A 25,250-nucleotide genomic window follows, 5' to 3' on the forward strand; every position below is an offset into this window, starting at 1 on the left:
TTGTTATCCGAATTGTCTTATGATGTCATTAAATGTGACAAAAATGAACAGTGCAATGATAAGAATGAATCCGATCTGCTGTAATGCCATACGAACTTTTGCAGACGGTTCCCGTCTGGTGACGCCTTCATAGATAAGGAACATCAGGTGCCCGCCATCAAGTACGGGGATCGGCAAAATATTCATAATTGCCAGGGTAATACTGAGAAAGGCCGTAATCTGCCAGAATCCTAATGCGCCGCCCGATTCCGTGGCCTGCTTGGTCACATTAGCGATCGCCACCGGGCCGCCGAGATTTTCTCGTACCGATATAGACCCGGAAAACATTTTACTGAATCCCTGGATAATTCCGTTGAACGTCTCACCAGTGCGCACAAATCCATTTTGTATTGACCCGGTCAAGCCATACTTCAAGTGTTCAACCTGGAATATTTCACTTCCCGTGGGAGCACTGATGCCGATAATGTTTTGATCATTTGGCGTAACAGTTAACCGCTTTTCGACTCCATCCCTGAGTACCGTTAACTGCAAGGCTCCATCAGAAGATTGGATATGATCAACCAGCTGTAGCCAATATCCCACCTCTTGCCCATTGACGCCAGTAATGCGATCTCCCGCCATAAGACCTGCCGTGTCAGCCGGACTTCCCTCCTGCACCTGGTTCACCAGACTGGGAAGCGCCTGTGTGGGATTTAAAAATCCTTCTTTATTGATGCGGTCCAGCAGACTGTCTGCCACACCTATTGTGACCTGCTGACCATCCCGCATGACGGTGTAGTTTAAATTTTCATCTAGAATCTGGCTTGGAGCCACCAGATCTTTGAAATATTTCACCTTTTGGCCATTCACTTCTACAATTTTATCACCCGTTTTAAATCCCGCTTGTGCCGCTACAGACTCTTCATGGATGTAAACGCCATCAATGCTGTCAAGCAAAATGTTGGATTCGCCGTACGAGAGCGCGATACCGGCATAAATCATGACAGCCAATACCATGTTGAAAATTACACCCGCCGTTATAACCACCATCCGCTGCCAAACCGGCTTGCTGCGATATTCCCATGGCTTGGGATCTTCATCGAGGTGCTCGGTGTCCATACTTTCATCTATCATTCCGGAAATTTTAACATAACCGCCTAAGGGTGTAGCACCAACACAATAGTCAGTCTCTCCCTTTTGGAAACCCCATATGCGAGGTGGAAAGCCAAGGGAAAAACGCTCAACCCGCATTCCAAATAACTTGGCCGCGAGGAAGTGCCCCAGCTCGTGAAAGAAAACCAAAATCAGCAGGGCAAGTGCAAATATGCCAAGTGTAGAAAATAAATCAATAACCCATTCCATGAAGTGTGCCTATTTTAAATCTTTGAAGCTAAATTTCTAGTATCGTTGTCAATTTCCGTTAAAGACGTCACTGTTAGCTCAATGTCAGAGTCCAAAGTTTCGAGTGTTGTTTCAATTATTTTGGGAATTTTAATATACGGAATTTCTTTATCCAGAAAGCGCTGAACAGCTACTTCGTTTGCAGCGTTCAGGATTGCGGGAGCTGCCCCCCCCTGCTCGAGTGCCGCAAGCGCAAGTCGTATACATGGAAAACGATCGTAATCAACCGGCTCAAATGATAGCTCAAAGGCTTCTTCCCAGTTCATTCGGGGCACTTCCAGCGGAAGCCGCTCGGGATATGTCAGTGCATAGAGAATCGGCACCTTCATATTGGGTGGCCCCAGTTGTGCTTTGCTGGATCCATCCACAAACGTAATTATGGAATGAATCACACTTTGCGGATGAACTACGGCGTCAATTTTACTGAGCGGAAGATCAAACAGCCAGTGTGCCTCAATGATCTCCAGCCCTTTGTTCATCATCGTCGCGGAATCAATCGTAATCTTAGCTCCCATCGACCAATTGGGATGATCCAGTGCATCCTCTACGGTAATATTTTCCATCTGTTGCTTGCTCCAGGTGCGAAACGGTCCACCGCTGGCAGTGATAAGCAGTTTTTCAATCTTATCGCGCGGTTCACCCACCAGGCACTGAAGCATTGCGCTATGTTCTGAATCCACGGGTATCAACTGGTCAGAATTTCCATTCAGCAGATCATCTATGATAGAGCCGCCAACTACGAGGGACTCCTTGTTTGCCAGAGCTACTTTTTTCCCGGCCTTAAGGGCTTGCATTGTTGGAGCAAATCCAACAAAACCGACCAGGCTGTTCAGTACAATATCCATCTCTTCCAACGCTGCCATTTCCTCTAGATGGTCGGCTCCAAACAGGAGTTCCGTATCATCGTGAGAAACAGCTCCTTCCAGCTCGTTTCGGTACTTTTCGTTACAAAGTAGTGCATAACGCGGCCGAAACTCATTTATTTGCCGGGCTAACGTTTCCCAGTTGCTGTTGCAGGTCAATCCCAGGAGTTCATACTGTTCGGCGTGTTCACGAACAATATCAAGGGCCTGCTCACCAATGGAGCCGGTTGAACCCAATATGACCAGTGATTGTTGCTGCACGATGAAATTTTTGATTAAAAAGCCTTGGAAGATAGATAAAATGAACCGGAAATAAGAATCATTTTCCGGTTAAGTATCTCAATTAGTTACCGTTATTCTTTTAACTATACATCGATTCATATTCTTTTGCCACTGAATACATCAGTGCATGGGCCTCAACAGTTTCCCGGAGCGTGGGAGCGTAGCCTCCCGAGAGTGTCAGGACCAGTGGCTTATCGTGCTCTATCACGGTTTCGATAACCATGCGATCGCGCTCCCGGAGACCTTTCAGCGTGAGCGAAAGCCTCCCAAAATGATCGGTTTCAAGGGGATCGATGCCGCCCAGATAGAACACCAGATCAGGATCAAAACGTTGGAAAATGGTATCTAGTGCATCACCAAGTGTTTGGAGATACGTTTTATCACCAGTGTTGTCAGGCAGACCGATATCAAGCGTGGAAGGCGGCTTTTGGAAGGGATAGTTCTTCGCCCCGTGAATGGAAAAGGTAAACACATCGGGATTCTCGCTGAAGATAGCGGCCGTTCCGTTGCCCTGGTGTACATCGCAGTCGATCACCAGCACCCTGTGCGCCCACATACTCTGCTGCAGTACCTTGATAGCCACTGCCACATCATTAAACACACAAAAGCCCTCCCCGTAGTCGGGCATAGCGTGGTGTGTACCGCCCGCCAGGTTGCCTGCTAAACCATCCTGCAGGGCCATCATTGCCGCATTGAGTGTACCCTGCACGGCCAGCCTGGAACGCAGTGCCAGTCCTTCAGACCAAGGCAATCCCAGTCTCCGAAGGGCCCTCTTATCGAGTTTGCCGGACATAATGCCATCCGAATATTCCGACGTATGGACTGTAAGAAGGTTGGCCATATCCACCATACACGGTTCAATAATTTCATAATCTTTGATAAGACCACTTTCGGTAACATAGCGATATAGCCCTTCAAACTTGCCCATCGGGAAAATGTGGTCATCGGGGATTGGAGCATTGTATCCAGGGGAATAGCTGACTCTCATACGGTTTCTTAATCTGCTATCTGAATAATGGCCATCATGCGCCCGGCATTGTCGTTTTCCCGGCGATAGGAATAGAATGAATTGGCATTACCAACTGTACATCCATCAGCTACCTGGATATTATCGTTGTCCAGTCCCTCCCCGATCAGTTGTTGTCTTATAAATCCTTTTAAATCAACATGCGGCTTTTGGTAAGAGGTGCGATCGACAAGGTCATCGGGGAATTGCTCAGCCACCTCTTCACCCACCTCAAAATGCTTCTGGCAAATAGCGGGACTTACCCATGCACAGACGTCCGACGGGGTGCTTCCCTCCTCTTTCATAATCTCGAGCCCATTGATAAGGATGTTACCTGTAGCTCCACGCCAGCCAGCATGAATAGCGGTAACAATTTTCATTACGGGATCGGCCAGCAAAACGGCTGCGCAGTCGGCTACCTGAATTCCCAGAGCCAGGCCCGGCACGCGCGTCACCAGTCCATCTGTTTCCGGATAGATACCGCCGCTGGTGATCTTCTGCACTCGTGTGCCGTGCACCTGTTCTGCAAAGGCCGTCCAGTCGGGCTCAATGCTGAGCATTTTGAACAGCAGGTCACGGTTACCAACAACTTGCTCCCGTTCGGTGCGGGTATTGAACCCCAGATCCAGTCCCGGAATTGAAGCTGTTTCATTGATTTTGTCAGCATTCTTTTGTGTGAACCAAGCCTTGATCCCCACCTGATCATTCAGGATTGCCGGTTCAATAAGATCAAGTTTATTCGTGAATGTACTCATTAAGCTTTGCCTTTACTTTTTCTATCGGGAACGGTTTCCCCGTCCATTTCTTAAACGATTCACTGCCTTGATAGACCAGCATGTCAAGTCCACCCAGTGTGGTAGCTTCAACTTCACTGGCCAGACGAAGGAATTTCGTCTCTTTTGGTTTGTAGACGATATCGTAACATATTTTGCCCGAAAGAAATTCTTTCTCATTATCACGAACCGGAGAGGCATCGATATTGGGCTCCATACCCAATGGTGTAGTATTTACAAAAAGGCTTGTCTCATCACTATAAGCGGTCCACTGGTCGTAACCGATGACCTTCACGTTATCATATTTTTCAAACCCGCTGTTACGCGCCGGCGACCGTGATACCAAAAAGAGTTCCTCAAGCCCTATCTCCACCAGCCCTGCTACGATAGCCTTGGAAGCTCCGCCCGTCCCAAAAATAATGGCACGCATTCCGAACAGTTCATCATCCATCGGTTCCAGTGGCTTCAGGAAACCGTAAATATCGGTATTTGTGGCAACCAGTTTGTTATCACGCTTGAAGATTGTGTTAATGGCCCCTATTTCTTTTGCCAGTGGCTCTATTTCATCCACATAATCCATCAGCATCTCTTTGTAGGGAACGGTAATATTGGTCCCGTTGAACGTTTCCCTGTTGAAATGGGATGCAATGTCATTGAACTCATTCGGCTGCAGATCGATTGCAAAATATTGTAGATCCAGGCCATAATGCTCGGCGGCCGTGTTGTGCATGATTGGGGAAACACTATGGGAAACGGGATGTCCCAGCAGTAATAGATGGGGATGGGCTATATACTCAGATTTCTTGAATTCAGTAAATCTCAAATCTTTAAAAGTTTCTTTAAACAAAAAATGCGTGCCGTAAAGCACGCATTTTTTTATAATATGTCAAGGATTTGATTAAACGGTTACCTCATCCTCTTCTTCAGCCTCCTCTTCTTCGGCTTCAATCTCTGCCAAAGTTGTATCAGCTTTTTCTTTGAACTTATTGTTTTCAGCTTCAGTCTTAAAACGATCCAGATCTTTTTTCAACTGTGCTGGGAGGGCTTGAATAAAAGCAGCCAAGTCTTCATCAGGTTCGCCGTAAAAAGTGCGGTAATCAAGGCTGAAGTCAACACGAGTACGCTCCCCGTTGTCAAGCGGAGTGAAGCGGATGGTACCGGTTTGATTCAAATTACCATTTATGGTTATCCAGGCAAACCGCGTATTACGGAGGTTATCAATGATATTTGTTGTCCATTGAAACTCTTCTCCACCTATTTGAGTTGCAAATTCAAACGTTTGGGAGTTAACTTTATTAACTTTATCTATTCGTTCTAGTAGGTGAGGAAAGTAGAGCGGATCGCTTAGATATTCATAAACTTTGGCTAGAGGTAAATCTACTTCAATTCTTTCGTGCGCCATAGTAATTCTTTCTTCGAAATTGAAAGGTTAGCATTTGAATTATGACTTAATAAAGCCACTTAGTAGGAAGCACCCACAATGCAATTAATTTAAGCATTTTTTGCTTCATCAGCAATTTATTTAAGATTTATTCACCTGGAAATTTGCTAAGAAAATCAACCCCCTATTTGTGAATTCACAATCCCGTTATTTTTGCACCTTTTCATGTTTTCTGTTCATTTTGGTCTTCATCCAGATCCCAGAAACAAATGCTCAAACAGAATTATCCGGCTTTGTGCGCAACTACAATGCCGTACAAACGGTGCCGGACCACAACATTTTGGTGGGGCGAAATCGTATTCGGCTTGACCTCAATCGGCCACTATCTTCAGGCCAAGTCAGTATATCAGGTGAGCTACAAAATTTATATAGCCAAGGACTAGACTCGCTTCAATACCGGCTGCGAGAGGCCTATGTTAATCTCTATTTCAATAAAAGTGATCTCAGGATCGGCCGACAAATAATTTCCTGGGGCCGTACCGACGGCGCTTTTATCACTGACGTGCTCTCACCGGTTGATCTCTCCGAGTTCCTAACACAGGATTTCCCAGATATACGCAGCGGGATAGATGCGATATCCTATATCCGCTATTGGGGTAGTGATTACCTGCAGCTTGTTGTCAACCCGGTTTTCAACCCCAATATCACGCCGGAACCGGGTTCCCGCTGGTTTCCACGGACCTTTTTCGGAGGAAATGTCCCGTTGCAGTTCAATGATTTTGATCCTCAGCCGACCATAAAAAATATTCAAATCGGCAGTCGACTTGCCCTGCGATCAAACCTCAATTATGACCTGGATCTGGGCCTGCTTTACTGGCATTATCCCAATCCCAGCTACGCAAAAAATTTTATAACAAACTCCCAGGGTGAAGGCATACTCCAGCTGACAGAATCGGCTACGCAGAGTATCGTGCTGTTGTATTCCGGAACGGTGCAACTCACCCGTCGCCTGCTATTCAAATCGGAAGCCTCCTACTACACAAATCGGTCGTTTGATTACTTGACGGACGAGCTTCGCAGTATCAACTATTCCAACCCCACCCCTGCCGAACAGGCACGTCTGGCCCAGATTTTTAACAACAACACGGATGGCTTCCTCAAAGAGCGTCCCTGGCTCATCGGGATGGCCGGACTGGAATATGATTTACAGGGATGGACCGTGGGGGCACAATTTATTGATGAGTTTATTATAAATCACGACGAGCAAATCCTGCAGGAAGAGCATTACGCCTACGCCACCCTGCTCCTGCAGCATAGTTTCTTGAGAAATAAACTTGATTTCAGGGGTTTCGGGCGGTATAACATAAGTGGACAGGACTTTTGGCTAAACCCGGAGCTCACCTACTCGGGCATCGACAATTTTGAGGCATCGCTTGGGACACAACTCTTCGGGGGGGCGGAAACGGACCAATTTTATGGACATCTTTCATTCGACAACTACTCACAAAACAGCTTCGCCTACCTGCAGGTTACCGCCTACTTTTGAATGAAATGATATTTAAACTGTTTTGGTTACTCCCATTCTTCAGTAAACTAAGAGTGTGCTTTTGAAAAGAATTGCTGACTTTATTCTCAAGTATCCCAAACCGATCCTGGCAATCTACGGGATCTTGGTTGTGGCCGCAATCTATCCGGCGATTAACATTCGCACCGATTTCAACCTTGAGAACTTTTTCCCAAAGGAAGATCCCACGATCAAAGACTACGAGTACCTGGAGCAGGAATTCGGTCGGGATGACAATATCATCATGGTGGGTTTTAAGCACGATTCGCTGCTCTCTCCTGCCGTACTCACCGATCTGCAGGCCATTGTTGATTCCGCGGAAACCATCCCACTCGTTACGGAAGTCCGGAGCCTGTGGTCGGCAGAAAACATACAGGGCGATGGGGCCCGACTGGAATTTGAACCCTATTTGCGAAATTCGAATCTACAGGCAGCCGGCAGTGACAGCCTGAAAACGGAGCTGACAACAGACTCCTTTGTGGAAGGATTCTTGATTAACGATCAGGCTACGGTTACCGCTTTTTACCTGGAAATTGTGGATGACAAAAATAATTTTGATACTCGTCAGCAGATCATCCAGAAACTCAATGAGATCCTGGACCAGCATCGGGACAAATATGATTTTAAACTTTCCGGGATTCCCTACTACCGCAACCAGTATGTCAATTATCTCAACCGGGAAATTACGTTTTATATTATCCTCTCTTCGTTCCTGATTATAATCCTGCTGTGGGTACTCTATCGAAGCACACTGGGGGTGGCGTTCCCGATGATCATCGTCTGGTTCACCATCCTATTCACTCTGGCGATTATGCAGCTCACCGGCGGGTATTTCGAAGTGATGTCAAGCACCACGGCCCCGATCCTGCTATGTGTAGGCATAGCTGATTCTATTCACATGATCTCCAAATACGATGACGCCCGTCTGGCTGGACTCAACAAGTCCCAGTCCATCACCGAAATGCTGCAAACCCTGGGCAGTGCCACCTTCCTGACTAGCATCACCACCGCTATCGGCTTCGGAACCCTTTTGACCAGCAATATTGTTCCGATGCAGCGCTTTGGCATCTATACGGCCATCGGCGTAATGGTCGCATTCATCATTACCATCACCTTCCTCCCTTCGATACTCACCATGTCAGGCAGTAAAAAAGTATTCAGGGACAAAAGTGCTCCCCTTTTTGATTTCTTCACTAGAACCTTGCAAAAAGTTAGCCGATTAAACCAGCACCATTATAAAAAGGTGGTCGTTGGCACCCTGTTGTTTACGCTAGCCCTGGGCAGTGGAATATTGCTTCTAAAAGTAAATGGAAAGGTATTTGATGAGTTGGGTCGCGATACACAGCCTATCAAAGATGCCCAATTTTTCAGCGATAACCTGACCCCGCCCTACCCCATGGAGTTTGTAATCGATACCGGAACGGAAAACGGGATTATGGACCCGGAATTTCTGCAACAAGTGGAAAGCTTTACCGATTACCTGGAGCAGTACGCAGAGGTAGACCGCGTGATCTCTATCAATACGCTGCTGAAAGAGGTTCATCACGCCATGGCCCCGGAACAGTATAGTCAGCAGCCCCTGCCTCAAGATGAACAGCTAATTGCGCAGTACATCCTGCTCCTCGAGTTCAATGAATCGGATATTTTGCCCCGGTTTGCCGACTTCTCATACCAGCGGATCCGGGTGGCTACAAACGTCTATGACGTAGGGTCATACAGAATCAACCAGATACAGGATTCCCTGCAGACTTATCTGAAAAATGAGTTTCCTGCAAACGAAGTAACCCTTACCGGGAGCACCATCTTGAGTGCAGATCTAAACGGCAAAATCGTGAACTCACTCTTCAAGAGCATTCTGTTGGCATTTGGACTGATCTCTATTATTATGGCAATGCTGTTCAAGAATGTCCGTATGGTGCTCATTTCACTGATCCCAAATATTCTGCCATTGCTAATGGTGGCGGGTTTCATGGGCTACACCGGCATCGATATCAAGGCTTCTACTGCTGTAATTTTTACGATTGCGTTCGGCATTGCGGTAGACGACTCAATCCACTACCTGGCGCGTGTTCGGGTGGAGATGAAGAGGGGTCGATCACTTCCGGAAGCTCTTGAGTACACCACGGTGAAGACAGGCAAAGCGATTGTGGTTACCAGCTTGATCCTGCTAGCCGGTTTTGGGTCGCTGCTGACCAGTGTATTTATCTCGACGGTATACATGGGTTTGCTCGTTGGGCTTACCGTATTTTCAGCTCTGCTTTGTGATCTTTTTCTGCTGCCCTCACTATTTTACTGGATCAAACCAGATGTCAGCTTTGATTCAGTGCTTGCTCCGTCCGGTTCCAAATCAATTCCTGAACCTGTTCCAGAGAAAGACTAGCATCAATGGCAATGATGCGATTTTCCGATGAAGCCAACTTCTCAAATCCCTCAATCACTTTGCGAAAAAACTTGTCGCCCGACTGTTCCATGCGATCTTTGGGCAGTTTCGCCGTGCGATTTTTGGACTCCTCCAAACTTATCTGAAGGTAAAAAGTGAGATCGGGTTCCCGGTGATGGCTAGCCAGCTCATTGAGTTCGGCAATAGCATCCAGGGATGCTGATGATCGCCCATATCCCTGGTAGGCTGTGGTGGAATCATAAAATCGATCCAAAATTACGACTGCCCCTTCTTCAAGCAATGGTATAACTCGTTCGGAAATCAATTGAGCGCGGGCTGCAGAAAAAAGCAACAGCTCCGAAACCGGGTCAATATCTAATTGGGAGTCGAGCAAGAGTGAGCGAATTTTTTCGGATAGCTCGGTTCCACCGGGTTCCCGGAAAACCTCCACATGGTATCCCTCTTCTTCTAATTTTTCACGCAAAAGATCAATATGTGTGGATTTGCCGCTGCCGTCAATACCTTCAAACGTAATAAACACAATACAGGATTTTATCATTAAAAAAGTCATCCTGAACATAATTCAGGATGACCAAAAAGAAAAGTTTCAATAAAAGAATGAAAGTAAGGCCTGTTGAAAGGCCCTAAAACTCATCCATAAACTCAACGGGCTCTTTGTCGAGAGCTATAGCCAGCGCCAGGTAGACGAGGAGTGAAGTCCCTGAGCCTGCAAAAAATGTAATGACAAACAGTAAGCGAATAACGGTTGAGCTAATTCCAAAATATTTGGCCAAACCACCGCAAACTCCCGCCCATTTTTTATCACTTCGGGATTTATAAAGCTTTTTGGAATGGCGAAATGCGTAATAATCGGTATTGAATTTGCTCTTTCTCTTCCGTTTACTACCAGAAGAGCGACCATCTAAATCGTTGTTCAAACCGAACTCCTCAGCTGCCTCTCTCTCTGTTTCCTCATCAAATTCGAAATCAAAATCCTCAAATTCGGCCTGCTCACGTTTCTTCTTTTTGGACTTTGTCTTTTTTCGGTCACCCACCAAAAAGCCGAACCCAATAAAAGTCACAAGTACCCCACCAATAATTGGAAGTACCTCTACCAACCCCGACAGATCGGGACCGAACCCCAGTCCCAGTGTCTGAATCAAAAATACCATGCCCAGGAAAAACATAGCTATGCCGGCAATAGTGGCCACATTCCAGATATTGGTATTCGCTTTTTTCTCCTCCTCGAGAAACTCCTCCATGGTGGCACGGAGTTCATGATCCTCGAAGTCGGTTAATGAATCGAGATTTTGTTGTGTAAAACGCTGTTTGGTTTTATCGGCCATATTTTTTCCTCCTTGAAACAGCTGTTACGTTTTATAACACAAGATGTTACAGACAACAGAAATATAGATGGAATCACGAGCAGTGGCAACAGAAGGTAAAGACTTCTCTTTTACTCTAGAACATTCGTGCTGCCCTCGTGGAGATTCAGGGAGATAAATTCTAAATTCTTCCTTTAAGCGTTTAGTGGTTGAGTTATGAAACCATAATTCACAATAGAACTGCTCAACGCGTTTCTTCCTTACTTCTTTTTAATAACCCTTTCCTCGGTTACCACTGCCGACAGGCTGACGTCAAAAGATTCGGTGGGAATACGATCAACAATGCACTCCTCAAAACATAACCCTACGGTGGGACAATTCACACCCGCAAGGAAACGGTCATAAAATCCCTTCCCGTAGCCTATCCTGTTGCACTGAAGGTCGGCCCCAACCATGGGAACTATCACCAAATCCAGCTGCCGGGGTGACACTTCTTTGCCGTCAGAAGGTTCCAGCACGCCCCATTTATTAGGTTGAAGATCTTCAAACGAGTGGAGTTCTACATGCTTGAGTTCCGTCGCCTCGAAATAGGTAATCGGAACAATTACTCTTTTGTTGGAGGCAAGCATCCAGCGCAGAAAGAAGTGAGTGTCAACTTCGCGGCGACTATTCATCGATACGTAGCAATGCAACGTGCGACTCTGCCTGATTTCGGGCAGGGTTTGGAGGCGGGCGATGATTGATTCCGAGGCCTCCTCAAATTCAGATTCAGACAGGCTGCTCCTGGTATCAAGTAATCGCTGTCGGAGTTCCTCTTTTTCCTGCTGAGTACTCATCTGAATCAGAGATATATCAACTTGTGTTGATCGAACTTCTCATCTTCATCCAGCTCCTGAAGCAGCCGATCCCAAATATCAATACCGTACTTATTCATAAAGTAGATAAAGGAGATAATCCGCTCCTGGGGAATTCCTTCGGGGAAAAGATTGGCTTTAATTTTTCGAATTCGTTTAATCTGGGTCTCCTCCTGTTGCTTTACCGAGCGGTAAACCTTGCCTTTTAGCTTATCGAGCTCCCCAAAATAGACCGCCGTTGCTTTTCCGGCAGCTCCTTCAAGCGTAGAATCGATATCCTTGATCTCGGCTTTGTGGCCTTCCGATATCTCTTCCACTTTCTGTTTCCAGTCATTAAAAATCTCTTCGATATCGGGCTGGTCGGACCGCTCCACATATTTTGATTCCAGGTCTTCAATACGACCTTCGTAATCAGCTATTTCAAATGGCAGCTCATCCAGTATGCGGTCAATAGAAGGCTCAATAATAGTGGCACTCATCCGGGGAAATATGGCGGGCATACTACGCTTGAAAAACTTGTACATCTTTTTCATTTGCCCGTAGTAGGCCAGCTCCCCGGGTCCGGCAACATAACCGAGCGTGGGAACCATCAGATCCTGGAGGATTGGGCGTAAAAAAACATTCGGTGAAAAGCTTTCGGGATCCTCATCTATTAGATTAAGCAACTCTTCGGTAGACCAAGTGTGCCCGTTTTCCGTTTTCCAGCTGCTCCCGTTGCGCAATATCTTAGTGCGGCCCGCTTCTCCATCCAGATAAAACAAGTTCGAGTCGTAAATAGTAGCCTGCTGATGGAATTCGCCCTCAAGCGAAGATGATTGCTCATCCAAGGCCTGTCGAATTTCATCTGCATGCTCAATTGAATGCTTCATGCATCCCCGGGCCCGCTCCTTTATAGAATTGCAGTTACTCCCGGCAAGGATTAGTCCATGCCTGGAGAAAAGCCGTGAAATAAGCGAGCCAAAAGCGCTGTCCATGCGTGTTCCCTTCGTATAACATTCCTCCAACAGATTCCAAAGATCCTCGCTGAAATCCGTTTCGAAAAGTCCCTCATGTACTTTCCTTTTGAAATCATCGAACCTGTCATTCAATGTCAACTCCGCAACAGGTGGGTGCACTGAGTTGTTATACTCCAATCCGTATGAGATCACTTCATCCCGATCCAGCAACCGAACGTGCTTCACCTCGTCATAATCATGGTCTTCATCTGCCAGCCAGAATACCGGGACGACAGGACGCTCAAGCTCCTCTTCCAGCTCTTTTGCCAGGTGAATAGTGGTCACCGTTTTAAAAATGGTGAACAGCGGTCCCCCAAAAACTCCAAGCTGCTGCCCTGTTACCAGCGCAAGTGAACGATCTTCTTTTAGACGTTCAATATTTTGAAGAGCCTTCTCATCGAGGTTGAACCGGCGGTTGAATACTTTGAGCAGCTCCGCCATATCATCCCTGTCCTGTGGCACCGTAATCTTCTCGGCGTGCTCCTTTAGAGCTTCAATATCCAGCGGATTTGCCGAATAATAGTCAGCCAATTCAGAGTATTCTGAAAGGTATGTTCTAAAAAGTTTAGTAAAAGGTAGTTTATCGAAAGGGTAATTTTCTAAATGCAACTGCTATCCCTTCAGCTTTTTTATCTCATCGCGGAGCCGTGCGGCTTTTTCGTAATTTTCCGTATCAATGGCGGTCTGAAGCTCATTTTCAAGCTTTTCAAGCTTGGTCATCTCGCTGGCAGGTTTTTCTTCTCTCAGGGATGAAATACTGCCCTCTGCCTCCTCCGATTCCGAGATAATCCCAGCTTCCTCCAGAATGGTATCTGCTACATAAATCGAGGCATTAAAACGGATAGCCAATGCTATGGCATCGCTGGGACGCGCATCGAGCTCGAGATGTTCACCATTTTTATTGTAGATAATCTGGGCATAAAAGGTGCCTTCACTCAGGTCATTGATAAACACCTGATCCATTTCAGCCCCAAAACTTTGGATCACATTTTTGAGCAGATCATGCGTCATGGGTCGTGGTGGTTTGATATGCTCCAGCTCAAGTGCAATAGCCTGTGCTTCGAATGTACCAATAATAATAGGCAGGCGCCGATTCCCATGAACCTCATTCAGGATCAAAGCATAAGCCCCTCCGCTGCTTGGACTTGTAGAAAGTCCGAGTATTTCCATCTTTATTTTATTCAATGGTAGCTAAAACTTTGGGTTGATAACTGCAGTTACTATGGCGTCTAAGTTACAGATTTTTAGCTTAGACTTAAACCATTTAAGCCACTTTTATAAACGATTTGTTACATCACAATGTTCAGTTAACAACAGTTGAATAAAAGGAATATAAGTCATGCCAAAAGAAAAGAGATCACCTGAAATTTCCAAATTGAAATGGGGAACCGTCGAAGTCCAGCAAAATAAAAAATATAAGGATGCTAAACTTTTCCCCGGCGGATCCCGGAAATGGGACTGGAATGAAACGGGAACCAGTCACGTGCCGGGCATACAGCCGGCGGATATTGAGGAGTTGTTGGATCATGATGTCGATGTTATTGTGCTTTCCAGGGGAATAAATCGACGGTTGCAGGTCAAGCAGGACACGCTCGACATACTCAATCAAAAAGAGATTGAGTATCATGTATTGCAGACCGAAGAGGCGGTTAAAAAGTATAACGAGCTACGGGAAGACCGCCGGGTTGGAGCCCTTATCCACTCCACTTGCTGAAGAGCTTATTCAGTTTAAGAAGCGAGGTGTAGACAGGCTTATTTAGAACCTGTTTAAATAGAAAAATAATCCTTAAAATATTCTCAAAATTAGTTCCATAGTCCTATATTCGCTGCCTGCAATTGCGTTGACATTGCGACGTAATGACCCTAATTTCTCGTTCCGTTATTGAACCAGGAAAATGATATGCTAGAGAATTATATACCTATTGTTATTACAGCTTCCATCGCTATTGGATTGGCGGTGTTACTGAACGTTCTTGCCCGGGTATTGGGCCCCTATCGTCCAAACCTCACTAAACTCGAACCGTATGAAAGTGGAATGGATCCGGTGGGGGAAGCACGCGACCGGTATTCAATCAGCTTTTATATGGTTGCTATGGAGTTCCTGGTATTTGACCTTGAGGTTGTATTCGTCTATCCCTGGGCCGTACGATATCTGGATCACGGTGCTGGAACACTTATGGTAATGATGTTTTTTATATTTGTGCTTTTCGTGGGTCTTATTTATACCCTCAAAAAAGGCACACTGGACTGGGATATTAAACGAAAAATTTTAGAGAACTAAATTTATGGGTCTAGAAAATACGCTAAGTGAGGGTTATCTCACCACAAAGCTGGATACATTGGTTAACTGGGCACGTTCTAATGCTGCCTGGCCTATGCCGATGGGGCTGGCCTGCTGTGCTATTGAGATGATGGCTTTTGCAGGTCCACGGTATGACGTTTCACGTTTTGGGTCTGAGGTCATGCGCTTCTCCCCTCGCCAGGCCGATGTTATGATTGTGGCCGGCTGGGTGAATTACAAAATGGCCCACGCTATCCGGCGGGTCTGGGATCAGATGCCCGACCCGAAATGGTGCATCGCCATGGGGGCTTGTGCTTCTACTGGTGGCATGCATCGCTGCTACGGTGTTGTGCAAGGCTGCGACAACTTCCTTCCCGTCGACGCCTATATTTCCGGATGCCCTCCCCGCCCCGATGCTCTGATCCACGCCCTCATGAAAATTCAAGATAAAGTCCGTACCGAACACTCTGTAACGCTTGATACCTGATATGAGTCTTGAACTGAACGAACAATTTCAAAAAGTGATCAACGGCCTGACGGAGAAGTTCCCAGGCGATGTGATCGATGTATACCAGTCAACAGGTGACACGTTTGTGCGTGTGACGCCGGGTGCCATACATGACGTCTGTACCTATTTAAAAGAAGAACAACATTTCATTTACCTGATTGATGTTTTCGGGACCGACCGATTCACCTCTGAGGATCGATTCGAGGTTGTCTACAACATACTTTCTCTGCGCGATCGTCTCAGGTTATTTGTAAAAGTCTGGCTCCCGGAGGAAGATCCTGAAATTGCAAGTGTTACCGGTATCTGGGAATGTGCCGACTGGTTTGAACGCCAGACGTACGACATGTTTGGCATTCGTTTCACCGGGCATCCCGACTTTCGCCGCATCTACATGCCGGAAGATTTCGAATACTTCCCGATGCGCAAAGAGTTTCCACTACTGGGAATTCCTGGCTCAATTGAACTACCAAGCTCAACACCCGATCCTGAATAACTATGGCCATTGAAGATCTTACTAAAAAAGTAAAACCAAAGTTTTTCAAGGAACACCAGGAATCCCTGTACAAAAGCCTGGAAGACAAGCATACTACTATTGAGATGCTTGAGGATGAGGATCCGCTCAACACCAAGATGGTGCTGAACATGGGCCCCCAGCACCCGGCGACTCACGGGGTATTGCGACTGGTTATCCAGCTCAATGGTGAAATTATTGAAAAAACCAAGATAGATATCGGCTTTCTTCACCGCGGTGTTGAAAAGATTGCTGAAAACAAGACCTATCAAGAGTTCATGCCCTACACCGATCGCATGGACTACCTTTCTCCTTATAATAATAATGTAGCACTTTGTGCGGCGGTCGAGAAAATTGCCGATGTGGAGGTTCCTGAACGAGCACACTACATCCGGATGATCGGTTGTGAACTGGCACGAATCTCATCGCACCTGCTCTGGCTTGGAACGATGGTTATGGATGCCGGAGCGGTCTCTTTCTTTATATGGACCTTCCGGGAACGTGAAAAACTGTATGACATCTTTGACCAACTAACCGGGCACCGTTTCACTGTTTCTCATGCTCGAATTGGAGGAGTCGCCAATGACATCACTGACGATGCTATGGCGATGATCAAGGATTTTGCCAACAGTTTCCCCCAAGAGATTAAAGACTGGCACAAGCTGCTGGATCGCAACCGCATCTTTTTTGACCGAAATGAAGATGTTGGCGTTCTAAAAACGGAAGATGCTTTGCAGATGGGTGCTACCGGCCCCACCCTGCGCGCTTCAGGTTATGCTTACGACCTTCGCAAGTTTTCTCCCTACGCAAGATATGATGAAGTAGAGTTTGAAGTACCGACTCGACTCGAAGGGGACAACCTGGCACGTTATTATGTACGTATGGAGGAGATGCAGGAAAGTATTCGCATCATCCAGCAATGCCTGGACAAGCTTCCAAAAGGTCCGGTCAGAACAGACAATGCCAAGCAGGCATATCCTTCCAAAGATGAGGTTTATTACTCCATGGAAGGGATGATTCACGACTTTATGATGACTGACACCGGGATTTGTCCTCCGGAAGGCGCCGAAGCGTATCATGCGGTGGAAGCGCCAAAAGGTGAGCTCGGGTATTTTATCCAGAGCGATGGCACGGGGCACCCGTGGAGATTGAAGATCAAGTCCCCCTCCTTTGCCAACCTGCAGGTTCTGGAAGAGATTCTAGATGGCGAAATGGTGGCCGATACTGTTGTCATCATTGGTGGAGTTGACCCCGTGATGGGTGAAGCGGATAAATAGTAACGAGTATTGAGTAATGAGTAAGGTCTTTCTTACTTGTTACTCGTTACTCATCACTTATAAAATTAGAGATTGAATGGCTGAACTGTCATTTACCAAAGAAGAACTCGAACAGATTGAGAAAATTAAGGCCAAGTTCCCGGAGGTTAAACCGGCGACATTGCCTGTGCTTTGGGTTGCTCAAAATAAGTTTGGGCATGTAAAACCTGATGTACAGAAACTTGTTGCAGAAACACTCGGGTTGCCTGAATCTCATGTACATGGCGTGGCTACGTTCTACACCCAGTATTACAAGGAAGAGATGGGCAAATTCGTGCTGGATGTGTGCACCTGTCTGAGCTGTCAACTTTGTGGAGGGTATGACATCCTACACCATCTTGAAGAAAAGCTTGGCATTAATGTTGGTGAAACAACCGATGATGGGATGTTCAGTTTGCAAGAGGTTGAATGTCTGGGTGCTTGTGGTTACGCCCCGATGCTCCAGGTCACCAATGGTCAATACGTAAACAACCTCACCAAAGAGAAAGTTGATAAATTGATTGAGGACCTCAAATCAGGTAAAAAGCCTGAATTTGAATCGATGAAGATGCCTCAACTGGAAAAACGAAATCAAGCTGCATCGTAATTATGGCTTCAGACTGGAAATCATACGAACCGATTTTAATTCCCGATATCCCCGGACTCGAAAAGATCGACGTCTACGAGGAGAACGGTGGCTACGAAGCTCTTAAGAAAGTATTACAAAAAGAGAAGTGGTCTCCCAAGGAGGTCACCAAGGAAGTAAAGGCCGCCAATATTCGCGGACGCGGGGGCGCCGGGTTTAATGCCGGTTTGAAATGGAGTTTTATGCCTGAACCTGACGGTGGGCCGCGCTTCCTGGCTTGTAACGGAGATGAGTCTGAGCCTGGTACCTTTAAAGACCGCAAGATTTTTGAATACAATCCCCATCTTTTTATTGAAGGGGCTGTAATCGCCGCCTATGCCATGTCAATCACCACGATCTACGTGTACATCCGTGGTGAATATATCTCTTGGGTAGATATGTTTCAGAAGGCGGTGGATGATGCCTATGACAAGGGATATCTTGGGGAAAACATCCTCGGGACCGATTACAGCGTAGATCTTGAAGTTACCTATGGTGCCGGTGCTTACATTTGTGGTGAAGAAACCGCCATGCTCGAATCACTGGAAGGCAAGCGCGGCTATCCACGTGTGAAGCCCCCCTTCCCTGCCCAAAAAGGGCTCTGGGGACGTCCAACGACTATTAACAATATTGAAACGCTCTCGAATGTGCCGTTGGTGATCAACCGTGGGGCCGATTGGTATACAGGCGTCGGTGCAGAAGATCATCCGGGGCCGGTTCTCTATGGCATCTCAGGGCATGTAAATCAACCCGGCGTATATGAATATCCCAGTGGTGTTCCTGTCATGGATCTCATCAACGATGTAGCAGGTGGAATTCGCGGAGGCAAGGAACTGAAAGCGTTGATCCCCGGAGGATCTTCAACTCCTGTTTTACGCGCTGATCAGCTTGAAGGCGTAACGATGAACGCCGAATCACTGCGCGAGGCGGGCTCAATGATGGGTACGGCCGGAATGGTGGTTATGGATGAAGACACCGACATGGTGGATGTGCTCTGGCGTATTGCTCACTTCTACCATCATGAGTCTTGTGGACAGTGCACGCCATGCCGAGAAGGTACTGGCTGGCTGGAAAAAGTGTTGATCAAGATTAAAAATGGTGAAGGCGAGATTAAGGACCTGGACCTGCTGCTTGATCTAACCAACCAGATGGAAGGACGAACGATTTGTGCCCTGGCGGATGCGGCAGCATGGCCTGTTCGACACACAATTAACCGCTTCCGCGATGAATTTGAAGCGAAGTGCAAGAAATCGGTTCACGCTGTAGCATAGAAAATTACAATAGGACAAACTACAAATAACATTTTTTGTTATTTGAAATTTGCAAATTGACATTTAAAAGATATGCCTGAAGTATTTATAGATGGAAAACGGTTTGAGTTTGAAGGGAGCCCTACCCTGTTGCAGTTTATTATGGACCAGGGCATGGAAGTTCCCTATTTCTGTTACCATCCCTCGATGTCTGCTCCCGCCAACTGCCGACAGTGCCTCGTAAAAGTAGGTACACCCGTCAAAGACCGGGAAACGGGCGAATTTGAGTTGGATGAGAACGGCAAACGAAAAATCCGCTGGTTTCCCAAACTGCAGCCCTCTTGCAAGATGGATGTCAGCGACGGCATGGTCGTCAAAACCCAAGAAGTAGATGAAGAAGTTGAACGGGCTCAAAAGGATAACCTTGAATTTATCCTCATAAACCACCCGCTCGACTGTCCTATTTGTGACCAAGCCGGTGAATGTCCACTGCAGATCCAAACCTATAAATACGGTCCTGAAGGAAGTCGTTTTGAAGTACAAAAAGCGCACAAACCAAAGCGGGTTCAACTTGGGCCGCGTGTAACATTGGATGCGGAGCGCTGCATCAATTGCACCCGATGCGTGCGATTTACTGAAGAGATCAGTGGTACGGAACAGCTGACGATTGTATCTCGCGGCGATAAAAACTATCCCGCTACTGCACCCGGTGAAGAGTTTGATGATCCATATTCACTCAATACCGTCGATATTTGTCCTGTTGGGGCGTTGACCTCCAGCGATTTCCGTTTTAAGGCACGTGTTTGGGAGATGAATCAAACACCAAGCATCGATATTACCAATGGAAAAGGAACGAATGTTGATCTTTGGACGCGAGATAACCTGATCCTGCGTATCACCCCGCGATTCAACAAGGAAGTGAATGAATGGTGGATGCCGGATGCGGGCCGCGAGGCGTATAAAAAGTTCAATGAAAATCGCGTATCACGTCCTTCTATCAAGCTGGATGAAGGACAGCAAACGAAGACTTCTTGGAATAACGCTATTGAAACATTTGCTGAAATCCTGGAAGCACATGAAAGTGACGATATCCTAGTTATTGGCAGTCCACATGCTTCCGTTGAAGAGAATTACTCATTTAACAAATTCTTCAACCTGCTGGCTGTGGATAATGCTAAATATGCATCTCATATCATTCCGGGTGCAGGCGATGACTTCCTGCTGACCGATGACCAGGCTCCCAACACCAATGGGTGTCGCCTGTTGGATCTTGATGAAGCAGATTCCAAGACACTGAAATCAGCTGTCAGTTCATCCAAAGTGATAATTATCCTTTCTGATGAACTCATTGACCGCGAGGTGTTGTCAGCTAAAGATCTTGAAAAACCTTATGTCATCACCTTGGCGACAAACAATACCGAAACGGCCAAAGCTTCTGATCTCGTTATTCCGATAACCTGCATTGCTGAACATGCAGCAAGCTACGTAAATGTTGATGGGCGGGTACAACGAAGTCAGCCTGCCAAAGAAACGAAATACACCAATCGCAGCCTCAACCTCGAGATGTCGGAGGGTCGCCTGGATCGATTTGGCACTAACTTTGACAACTGGATAACCGAGGAAAACAAAGTGGATTGTCTGCCTGTATGGGAATTCCTGAATAAACTGGCTGACCGACTGGGACTTGATTACCAGTACGATCACTCCCGGGCCGTCATGTCAGATATTGCCTCATCCATCCCCTCTTTCGAGGAGGTTACCTACGATCGTATGGATGAAGAGCAGGGTATTCAACTTTCTCTTGAGCAAAAAGAACTGAAACAAGATTAATCATACCTGTCGCCCAATTGCGGGTCTGTTTTAACAGGTGAAATAAATAAGAATTACTGAATGGAGCCGGTTACAACTACGTCTTACATAGTATTAGGAAGTGCTTTATTTATGCTGCTAAACTCGGCAGCAATTGCTGTTTATGCTGAGCGACGTATTGCAGCTCAGATCCAGAATCGCATTGGTCCAAATCGCGTAGGCCCTTTCGGACTCTTTCAACCGCTGGCCGATGTTGTTAAGCTTATTCTTAAAGAGGATGTTACGCCGGCCCATGGATTTAAGACCATTCACACCATTGCTCCCATCATCCCGGTAGTCACGGCTCTGATGACGGTCGTGGTTATCCCGTTTGGGGATGGATTGTATGTCACTGACATAAATGCCGGCGTATTATTCCTGCTGGCTATGACTTCCCTCGGTGTATACGGCGTTACACTTGCCGGTTGGGCTTCCAATAGTAAGTACTCGCTGCTTGGTGGACTCCGCGCCGCGGCCCAGATGATCAGCTATGAGCTTCCGATGGGTATGGCGATCGCTTCCTGCATCCTGTTTTCCAACTCACTGAGCATGCTCGATCTAGTGGATTCCCAAGAGTACTGGTGGAATATTATCCGAAATCCCGTTGGAGGTGTCATCTTTGTCGTAGCTGCTTTTGCAGAGGCCAACCGAACGCCTTTTGATCTTGTTGAGGCTGAGCAGGAGCTTGTGGGCGGCTTCCACACGGAGTACAGTGGAATGAAGTTCGGGATGTTTTTCCTGGCGGAATACATGCACGTTGTGATCGGTAGTATGCTCATCACGACCTTCTTTTTTGGAGGTTATCACCTGCCGTTTGCCGGATACTGGCTGCCGGAACTCAGCAGTACGATGAAGACGGTGCTTGATGTCTCGGTCTTCACGCTCAAAACACTCTTCTTTGCTTTTGTTTATATCTGGGTTCGCTGGACCATCCCTCGATTCAAGTATAACCAGGTGATGAAGCTGGGATGGAGCCGTATGCTGCCGATCAGCATCGTTAACTTCATGGCATTGGCAGTTCTCATTTATGCTTACTACCACCTTATTTAGGCCTTGCTCAAAAAATTACGGCAGCCTTTTTCCGTGGTTGGAGGTGTTCCTTTTTATCTGAACAAACCGCCGACAATAGTCGGGACTAAAAAACGGGCACCCAAAATCACCGGCTGGATGTTAGTTATCGGTTATTAGGAATTAGTTATTTGTTGTCAATAACCAGTAACCAATAACAAATAACTAAAACACGCCTTCACTACGTTAGCCCGGGCGGCTCATAAATCCAAGGCTGGAAGGGTGCGACCCAAGATAGCTATGGCCGCGGCACCTGAGTCCAGAGAATCCCTGCAGCCGGCCGGCAGAAAAGCAGGGAATGTGCCAAAGCAGGTGATGGCTTCCCTGGCAAGAGAGATCAACATCTAGGATTCTCTGGTGACGTTTTTGGTTCGTTTTTTCGTCACTGAAAAAATGAACACTCCCTCCGGCGAAAAGGGCTCCAGGAGAATAAAGGTGCTGAATCACCCGGATCTAAAGCAAGAGAAATGATCATTTTATCTAAATATCCTTGCATTTAAATTCGCAATATTGATCTTATAAGTCATTGTTAAAAAATCAATTAAAGGCCTCGTGAGGAAACCCTATTTATTTAATTCGGAGAATATTCATTTTTTGTTACTTATATAAAAAACCTCCGAATTTTCCGAAGCTCAGAAGTTTTTTACCACTACTTTTATTGGGTAATCGTCTCATTTATTCTTATCAAATTCCTCCACTTTTTTTATCTTTCCGCGGTAATCAGAACTGTGCTAACAACAAAGCTTCCTAAAAATGAAAAAGGTTGCGTTCAAAACGCTGGGCTGTAAGCTCAACTATTCCGAAACGTTGACTATACAGCGCGACTTTGCCAACGAAGGCTACCAGATTACCGATTTTGACGAGCAGGCGGATATCTATGTCATCAACACCTGTTCGGTGACCGAAGGTGCCAACAGTACCTGTCGGAAAACGGTACGCAGAGCATTGCGTCGTAATCCGGAGGCATTTGTTGCTGTGGTGGGATGTTACGCCCAACTGGAGCCCGACGAGATCGCTGAAATTGACGGCGTTGACACGGTACTTGGTGCCAAGAATAAGTTCAATTTGCTGGAACTGTTCGATGACTTCGAGAAAAGAGTCGAACCAGTAGTCTATAACTCCGATGTAAACGAAGCGGTTGATTTTCACAACGCCTTTTCAGCTGATGACCGGACGCGAGCCTTTTTGAAAGTCCAGGATGGTTGCAGCTATAACTGCTCGTTTTGTACCATTCCCCTGGCACGCGGTGAAAGTCGCAGTCCGGAGATCGCCACCGTCGTCCAAAATGCCAACCACCTTGTGGACGACGGTTTCAAAGAAATTGTAATTACAGGTGTAAATGCAGGAGATTTTGGCCGTGGCACGGAAGAAAATTTCTTTATGCTTCTGCAGGCTCTTGAAACTGTAGACGGGCTCGAGCGAATACGATTCTCCTCGGTAGAGCCCAATTTAATGCATGAGGAGATCATCGGCTTCACCGCCGAATCAGACAAGATACAGCCCCACTTCCATATACCCCTGCAAAGCGGGAGCGACAAGATGCTGGGGCTTATGCGGCGTCGTTATCAATCGGATCTCTATCGCAAGCGCGTTGAACTCATTAAAGAGCTGATGCCCGATGCCTGTATCGGTGTAGATGTGATTACCGGCCATCCAGGGGAGACCGACGAGCTCTTCCAGGAATCCTTTGATTTTGTAGACAGCCTGCCGGTCTCCTACCTGCATGTGTTTACCTATTCCGAGCGACCCAACACCCATGCACTGAATATCGAACCTGTAGTACAAAACAGTGTGCGAAAAGAACGCACTCACAAATTTCGGTGTCTTTCTAAGAAAAAGCGGTACAATTTTGACACGCAGTTTTCAGGTGAAGTTCGACCGGTACTATTTGAAGGATCAAATCGCAATGGTGCCATGCTTGGATGGACTGACAACTATGTGAGAGTAGGTATTCCCTATAATCCCCAGTACGAGAATAAAATTTTGCCTGTTCGCCTTGGTGCCCGTTCCAATGAAGGTTACCTGATCGGCACACTGACCGAGGATGCAAAGGAAGAAGAACGAGCAATAGCTGAGCTTACAGCCTAACACTTATTTAAGACAGATCGCATGGCTCAATCCCCTGAACAGCTCATTCAGAAGATCAAAACATTTCTCAAAAAAGAGAAAGAAATGTATGGAGATTTCTCTTTAGCTCACAACTCTGAAGAAGTGACAGACAATAAGGAGAATAATGAAAAGGGTTCTGATGAGGTTGAGGGGGAAGTCAGGGCTATAGAACCAGGACAGATAGAAAAATCTGCAGAAACTGAATCCCACCCCAAAACAGTTGAAGAGCGACTCGAAGCTTGCAAGACGCTGGAAGAGCTACGTGAACTCTGCCAGGAATCAGATCTTTTGAAGACCGATCTCGAAGGCACTAATCTCGTTTTCGGGGTAGGGAATCCCAATGCCGACCTGATGGTAATCGGGGAAGCCCCGGGCGAAGATGAGGATCGCCAGGGAGAACCTTTTGTGGGAAAAGCGGGTCAACTGCTGAATAAAATTTTGGCTGCCATCGACTTCTCGCGTGATGATATTTACATTGCCAATATCCTGAAGCACCGCCCGCCCAACAACCGGGATCCAAAGCCCGAGGAGCGCGAACGGAGCCTTCCCTTCTTGGTCAAACAGATTGAGCTGATCAAGCCAAAACTCATCCTCAGCCTTGGAAAAGTTTCGGCACAAACGCTGCTCAATTCAGATCAGTCACTTGGCCGTATGCGCGGAAAGTTCCACCCTTTCCTAGATAAATATGAGCTGCTAGCCACCTATCACCCGGCGGCGCTACTGCGTCATTCCAAATGGAAACGGCCGACTTGGGAGGATGTGCAAATGCTCCGGAAACGCTACGATGAGCTTGGTTGTAAACCTTGATCTTTGGGTGTCTTGAGGTTGTAGAATTGAACCCGATTTTTACAAAAATCAAAGGTATTTCACTTTACTTAAGAAAGTCACTTTTGTTATACTAAAGAATCCCGGTATGGGACTCAGGTATAAGGAGGAACTAAAAACTCACCTT

General features: G+C 46.6%; 24 protein-coding genes. 13 read left to right on the forward strand and 11 right to left on the reverse strand.

What is annotated here, in order from left to right; translation table 11 throughout:
- Window positions 1-3: 3 nt before the first annotated feature.
- The 6 genes from rseP to NC796_RS14560 form a co-directional block, all read right to left on the reverse strand.
- Window positions 4-1,341, reverse strand: a complete 1,338-nt coding sequence (gene rseP / locus NC796_RS14535; protein ID WP_310685397.1) for an RIP metalloprotease RseP — start codon at window positions 1,339-1,341, stop codon at window positions 4-6.
- Between the two features lie 14 nt (window positions 1,342-1,355).
- Window positions 1,356-2,504, reverse strand: coding sequence for a 1-deoxy-D-xylulose-5-phosphate reductoisomerase (locus NC796_RS14540; RefSeq protein WP_310685398.1), 1,149 nt, complete (start codon window positions 2,502-2,504; stop codon window positions 1,356-1,358).
- Between the two features lie 100 nt (window positions 2,505-2,604).
- Window positions 2,605-3,513, reverse strand: coding sequence for a histone deacetylase (locus tag NC796_RS14545; RefSeq protein WP_310685400.1), 909 nt, complete (start codon window positions 3,511-3,513; stop codon window positions 2,605-2,607).
- 8 nt (window positions 3,514-3,521) lie between these two features.
- Window positions 3,522-4,286 (reverse strand): peptidoglycan editing factor PgeF, encoded by a 765-nt coding sequence (pgeF, locus tag NC796_RS14550; protein ID WP_310685401.1) that lies wholly within the window; start codon window positions 4,284-4,286, stop codon window positions 3,522-3,524.
- Window positions 4,267-5,127, reverse strand: a complete 861-nt coding sequence (aroE, locus tag NC796_RS14555) for a shikimate dehydrogenase (RefSeq protein ID WP_310685402.1) — start codon at window positions 5,125-5,127, stop codon at window positions 4,267-4,269. The genes pgeF and aroE overlap by 20 nt, the downstream gene beginning before the upstream one ends.
- Before the next feature lie 75 nt (window positions 5,128-5,202).
- Window positions 5,203-5,706: an SRPBCC family protein gene (locus tag NC796_RS14560; RefSeq protein ID WP_310685403.1), complete on the reverse strand. Its 504-nt coding sequence runs from the start codon at window positions 5,704-5,706 to the stop codon at window positions 5,203-5,205.
- A gap of 169 nt (window positions 5,707-5,875) precedes the next feature.
- Between NC796_RS14560 and NC796_RS14565 the strand changes: the two genes are divergently transcribed.
- Together NC796_RS14565 and NC796_RS14570 are read left to right on the forward strand one after the other, a co-directional pair.
- Window positions 5,876-7,231: a DUF1302 family protein gene (locus NC796_RS14565; protein ID WP_310685404.1), complete on the forward strand. Its 1,356-nt coding sequence runs from the start codon at window positions 5,876-5,878 to the stop codon at window positions 7,229-7,231.
- Window positions 7,232-7,292: 61 nt separating this feature from the next.
- Window positions 7,293-9,629: an MMPL family transporter gene (locus NC796_RS14570; RefSeq protein ID WP_310685405.1), complete on the forward strand. Its 2,337-nt coding sequence runs from the start codon at window positions 7,293-7,295 to the stop codon at window positions 9,627-9,629.
- On the opposite strand, the gene tmk is transcribed toward NC796_RS14570, so the two are convergent.
- The 5 genes from tmk to NC796_RS14595 all read right to left on the reverse strand — a co-directional run bounded on the left by tmk (window position 9,559) and on the right by NC796_RS14595 (window position 13,973).
- The gene (tmk, locus tag NC796_RS14575) at window positions 9,559-10,170 is read right to left on the reverse strand and encodes a dTMP kinase (protein WP_310685406.1); all 612 of its coding nucleotides are present in this window, start codon (window positions 10,168-10,170) and stop codon (window positions 9,559-9,561) included. The genes NC796_RS14570 and tmk overlap by 71 nt on opposite strands.
- A gap of 103 nt (window positions 10,171-10,273) precedes the next feature.
- Complete coding sequence (locus NC796_RS14580; protein WP_310685407.1) at window positions 10,274-10,975, reverse strand: PspC domain-containing protein; 702 nt, start codon at window positions 10,973-10,975, stop codon at window positions 10,274-10,276.
- 239 nt (window positions 10,976-11,214) lie between these two features.
- Window positions 11,215-11,790: a 5-formyltetrahydrofolate cyclo-ligase gene (locus NC796_RS14585; RefSeq protein ID WP_310685408.1), complete on the reverse strand. Its 576-nt coding sequence runs from the start codon at window positions 11,788-11,790 to the stop codon at window positions 11,215-11,217.
- A 5-nt stretch (window positions 11,791-11,795) separates the two neighbouring features.
- Complete coding sequence (gene bshC, locus NC796_RS14590) at window positions 11,796-13,412, reverse strand: bacillithiol biosynthesis cysteine-adding enzyme BshC (RefSeq protein WP_310685409.1); 1,617 nt, start codon at window positions 13,410-13,412, stop codon at window positions 11,796-11,798.
- Between the two features lie 3 nt (window positions 13,413-13,415).
- Window positions 13,416-13,973 (reverse strand): bifunctional nuclease family protein, encoded by a 558-nt coding sequence (locus NC796_RS14595; protein WP_310685410.1) that lies wholly within the window; start codon window positions 13,971-13,973, stop codon window positions 13,416-13,418.
- A gap of 169 nt (window positions 13,974-14,142) precedes the next feature.
- Between NC796_RS14595 and NC796_RS14600 the strand changes: the two genes are divergently transcribed.
- The 11 genes from NC796_RS14600 to NC796_RS14650 all read left to right on the forward strand — a co-directional run bounded on the left by NC796_RS14600 (window position 14,143) and on the right by NC796_RS14650 (window position 25,105).
- Window positions 14,143-14,517 carry an Mth938-like domain-containing protein gene (locus NC796_RS14600; RefSeq protein WP_310685411.1) on the forward strand — a complete coding sequence of 125 codons (375 nt, stop codon included), beginning with the start codon at window positions 14,143-14,145 and terminating at the stop codon, window positions 14,515-14,517.
- A 186-nt stretch (window positions 14,518-14,703) separates the two neighbouring features.
- A complete protein-coding gene (locus NC796_RS14605) occupies window positions 14,704-15,084 on the forward strand; it encodes an NADH-quinone oxidoreductase subunit A (RefSeq protein WP_310685412.1) in 381 nt (126 codons plus the stop codon).
- Window positions 15,085-15,088: 4 nt separating this feature from the next.
- Window positions 15,089-15,571: an NADH-quinone oxidoreductase subunit NuoB gene (locus NC796_RS14610; RefSeq protein ID WP_310685413.1), complete on the forward strand. Its 483-nt coding sequence runs from the start codon at window positions 15,089-15,091 to the stop codon at window positions 15,569-15,571.
- Window position 15,572: 1 nt separating this feature from the next.
- On the forward strand, window positions 15,573-16,085 hold the full coding sequence (locus NC796_RS14615; protein ID WP_310685414.1) for an NADH-quinone oxidoreductase subunit C: 513 nt from the start codon (window positions 15,573-15,575) through the stop codon (window positions 16,083-16,085).
- Between the two features lie 2 nt (window positions 16,086-16,087).
- A complete protein-coding gene (locus tag NC796_RS14620; protein WP_310685415.1) occupies window positions 16,088-17,380 on the forward strand; it encodes an NADH-quinone oxidoreductase subunit D in 1,293 nt (430 codons plus the stop codon).
- Between the two features lie 76 nt (window positions 17,381-17,456).
- Entirely contained in the window at window positions 17,457-18,005 is a 549-nt protein-coding gene (locus tag NC796_RS14625; protein ID WP_310685416.1) for an NAD(P)H-dependent oxidoreductase subunit E, read from the forward strand.
- A 2-nt stretch (window positions 18,006-18,007) separates the two neighbouring features.
- Window positions 18,008-19,294, forward strand: a complete 1,287-nt coding sequence (nuoF, locus tag NC796_RS14630; RefSeq protein ID WP_310685417.1) for an NADH-quinone oxidoreductase subunit NuoF — start codon at window positions 18,008-18,010, stop codon at window positions 19,292-19,294.
- 72 nt (window positions 19,295-19,366) lie between these two features.
- Complete coding sequence (locus NC796_RS14635; protein WP_310685418.1) at window positions 19,367-21,103, forward strand: molybdopterin-dependent oxidoreductase; 1,737 nt, start codon at window positions 19,367-19,369, stop codon at window positions 21,101-21,103.
- 60 nt (window positions 21,104-21,163) lie between these two features.
- Window positions 21,164-22,171, forward strand: a complete 1,008-nt coding sequence (gene nuoH / locus NC796_RS14640) for an NADH-quinone oxidoreductase subunit NuoH (RefSeq protein WP_310685419.1) — start codon at window positions 21,164-21,166, stop codon at window positions 22,169-22,171.
- A 771-nt stretch (window positions 22,172-22,942) separates the two neighbouring features.
- On the forward strand, window positions 22,943-24,277 hold the full coding sequence (mtaB, locus tag NC796_RS14645) for a tRNA (N(6)-L-threonylcarbamoyladenosine(37)-C(2))-methylthiotransferase MtaB (RefSeq protein ID WP_310685420.1): 1,335 nt from the start codon (window positions 22,943-22,945) through the stop codon (window positions 24,275-24,277).
- A gap of 21 nt (window positions 24,278-24,298) precedes the next feature.
- Window positions 24,299-25,105 carry a uracil-DNA glycosylase gene (locus NC796_RS14650; protein WP_310685421.1) on the forward strand — a complete coding sequence of 269 codons (807 nt, stop codon included), beginning with the start codon at window positions 24,299-24,301 and terminating at the stop codon, window positions 25,103-25,105.
- Window positions 25,106-25,250: the final 145 nt, after the last annotated feature.

It is taken from the genome of Aliifodinibius sp. S!AR15-10, from assembly GCF_031569985.1.
GTDB lineage: Bacteria > Bacteroidota > Rhodothermia > Balneolales > Balneolaceae > JAMQKA01.